A 2,867-nucleotide genomic window follows, 5' to 3' on the forward strand; every position below is an offset into this window, starting at 1 on the left:
CGAGTCCTCTCCTGGGCACCAATTATTACATCACGAGGTACCTGTCGTGATGCGCCAAGAAAAACCCCGTTCGCGAATGCGACCGGGGTTTTTTCTTTTCCGCTGACGGCTTGGCCGCGAACTCGAAGCCAAGGCACCGGCCCGCCGCACAGCGGGCCGCATCCCTGCCTTATGCCAGCACCCGCGTCATCACGACGTGCGCGATGCCGGCTTCGATGAATTCCTCGCCTTCCACGCTGAAACCGTGCGCTTCGTAGAAGCCCTTGGCGTGGGTCTGCGCGTGCAGCACCAGCATGCGATGGCCATCGCCGTGCCCCTGCCCGATCAGGGCATCGAGCAGCAGGCCGCCCACGCCCAGGCCGCGCGCCCGCTTGTGTACGGCCATGCGGCCGATATGGCCGTCGGGCAACAGGCGTCCGGTGCCCAGCGGCGTGCCGTCGGCGGAGTAGGCCACGGCATGCACCGAGACCGCGTCGTCATCGTCCATCTCGACTTCGGGGGGCACATTCTGTTCGATCACGAACACCTCATAGCGCACCGACGAGGCGTCGTCGCGCAGGCGGTCCCACGTTCCCAGAGAGATGCGTACCGCCGGTTTTTCGCTAGCCATGTTGTTTTCCTTCGCGTTGCCGCTATCGATGAATCCGTCGCCGCCATTTTCGCAGGGATGGCGCGCCGGTGAAACAGGCGTACGATCGCGGCTGGCCTACCCTTGCCCCTCGACATGCCACAAGCCGCCACGCCTGCCTGGTTGAAATTCGCCCCCGCGCTTTTCCTGCTGCTGTGGTCCAGCGGCTTCGTGGTGCTCAAGGTGGGCCTGGCCTATGCCGACCCGATGACCTTCCTGGCGCTGCGCTATGCCTGCGTGGTGGTGCTGCTGACGCCGCTGCTGCTGGCGCTGCGCCCGCCGCTGCCGCGCGGCGCGGGCGCCTGGGGCCACCTGGCCATGGTCGGCCTGCTGCTGCAGGCGGGCTATTTCTGCTTTACCTATCTGGCGCTCAAGCACGGCATGTCCGCGGGCGGCGTGGCGCTGATCACCTCGCTGCAGCCCATTCTGATCGGCCTCCTGGCGCCGGCCATCGCGCATGAACGCGTCGACGCCCGCCGCTGGGCCGGCCTGGGGCTGGGCGTATGCGGCGCCGCGCTGGTCATCGTGTCCAAGGCCTCGGTCGACCTGGCGTCGCCGCTGGGCCTGGGCTTCGCCGTGGCCGCCCTGCTGTGCATCACCAGCGGCACGCTGTATGAAAAGCGCTTCGGCGTGCAGACCCATCCAGTCACCTCCAACACGATCCAGTACGCGGTGGGTCTTCTGGTCAGCGCGCCGCTGGCGTGGTGGCTGGAACCCATGCATATCGAATGGACCGGACCGCTGCTCGGATCGCTGGCCTATCTGGTGGTCGGCAATTCGCTGGTCGCGATCACCTTGCTGCTGGCGATGATCCGCCACGGCGAGGCCTCGCGCGTGTCCGCCCTGTTCTTCCTGGTGCCGCCCGCCACGGCCGTCATCGCCCTGCTGGTGCTGCAAGAGCCGATTCCGCCGCTGGCGTGGCCCGGCATGGCGCTGGCCGCGCTGGGCATCCTGCTGGTGACGCGGTCGGCACGGCCGGCGCCCACGACCCGCCCGGTAGAATGAGCGCCTTTTCGCGCCTACGCCCCCTGCCCCCATGAATGCCGTCATCACCGCCGCCCTGCCGGTCTTTGCGCTGATCCTGACCGGATGGCTGGCAGCGCGGTGGCGTGTGCTGGGCGAAGGCGCCACCGACGCCCTGAACCGCTACGTGGTGTACCTGTCGTTGCCGGCGCTGCTGTTTCGCGCCATGACGCAGGTGGACCTGGCGCACATGGCGCACTGGGGTTTCGTGGGCGCATTCGCTGGCGGCATCGCCGTGACCTTTCTGGTGTCGTTCATCTCCCGCAAGCGCGGGCCGCGCGAGCTGACCGACCGCAGCATCGAAGGCCTGGCAGCCTCTTACGCCAATGCCGGCTACATGGGCATTCCGCTGTGCCTGGCGCTGTTCGGCGCCGAAAGCCTGGCGCCCGCCGCGTTCACCACCCTGCTGACGGCCAGCGTGCTGTTCGGCGTGGCCATCGCCCTGATCGAATTCGACCGCCAGCAGGCGCCCAGCCTGGCCGCCACGCTGGTGAAAGTCGGCCGTGCGCTGATGCGCAATCCGTTGCTGGCCGCGCCGGTGCTGGGGCTGGCCTGGGCCGGTACCGGCGTGCCGCTGCCCGAGGGCGTGGACCGCTACGTGTCGTTGCTGGGTGCGTCCGCCAGCCCCTGCGCGCTGGTGACCATCGGCCTGTTCCTGGCCCAGACCGAAACCGCCAGCCCCGGCCCGGGCGTCTTGCGGCTGGTCGCCAGCAAGCTGCTGTTGCAGCCCGCCGTGACCGCGCTGCTGGCGTTCCAGGTGTTCTCCATGCCGCCGTTGTGGGCCTGGACCGCCGTGCTGATGAGCGCCCTGCCGATTGGCACCGGCCCGTTCATGCTGGCCAAGATGTACGGCCGCGATGCCCGCGTCACTTCGCGCGCGATCCTGGTGTCCACGGTGCTGTCCGTCTTGACTGTCAGCGTGCTGGTCGCCTGGATCAGCGCCCACCCGATCTCGTGACGGGCGCACGGCCAACACCGCACGCCATATAACTTTTAGATATTAAAGAAGAAAAAATAGATGCTTTGAGAAATTTTCTCAGGCCTTTAGACTTTACCCACGATGACGGGTGCGGCGACGCGCCCGTTTGCATTGACTGACCGATTCCCCGGGACTCGACCATGAGCACCAACGCCTTCGCCCTTCCCCTGCCCTCGGCACTGCCGCCCATCCAGATCAACCGCAAGCCGCTCTGGATCGCGCTGCTGCTGGTGCTGG

3 protein-coding genes are annotated in these 2,867 nt (G+C 67.4%); 2 read left to right on the forward strand and 1 reads right to left on the reverse strand.

Annotated elements, in window-relative coordinates:
- Positions 1 to 169: 169 nt before the first annotated feature.
- A complete protein-coding gene (locus U858_RS0133145; protein WP_025141359.1) occupies positions 170 to 610 on the reverse strand; it encodes a GNAT family N-acetyltransferase in 441 nt (146 codons plus the stop codon).
- Between the two features lie 114 nt (positions 611 to 724).
- Here U858_RS0133145 and U858_RS0133150 point away from each other — a divergent pair, with 114 nt between their 5' ends.
- Positions 725 to 1,633, forward strand: coding sequence for a DMT family transporter (locus U858_RS0133150; RefSeq protein ID WP_025141360.1), 909 nt, complete (start codon positions 725 to 727; stop codon positions 1,631 to 1,633).
- 31 nt (positions 1,634 to 1,664) lie between these two features.
- On the forward strand, positions 1,665 to 2,609 hold the full coding sequence (locus tag U858_RS0133155; RefSeq protein WP_025141361.1) for an AEC family transporter: 945 nt from the start codon (positions 1,665 to 1,667) through the stop codon (positions 2,607 to 2,609).
- Positions 2,610 to 2,867: the final 258 nt, after the last annotated feature.

The organism is Achromobacter sp. DH1f, from assembly GCF_000633435.1.
GTDB lineage: Bacteria > Pseudomonadota > Gammaproteobacteria > Burkholderiales > Burkholderiaceae_B > Achromobacter > Achromobacter deleyi.

What these genes read in the sequence shown, in the direction of transcription:
- U858_RS0133145 (WP_025141359.1), bottom strand. Translation starts at nt 610, where the DNA reads ATGGCTAGCGAAAAACCGGCGGTACGCATCTCTCTGGGAACGTGGGAC.
- U858_RS0133150 (WP_025141360.1), top strand. Translation starts at nt 725, where the DNA reads ATGCCACAAGCCGCCACGCCTGCCTGGTTGAAATTCGCCCCCGCGCTT.
- U858_RS0133155 (WP_025141361.1), top strand. Translation starts at nt 1,665, where the DNA reads ATGAATGCCGTCATCACCGCCGCCCTGCCGGTCTTTGCGCTGATCCTG.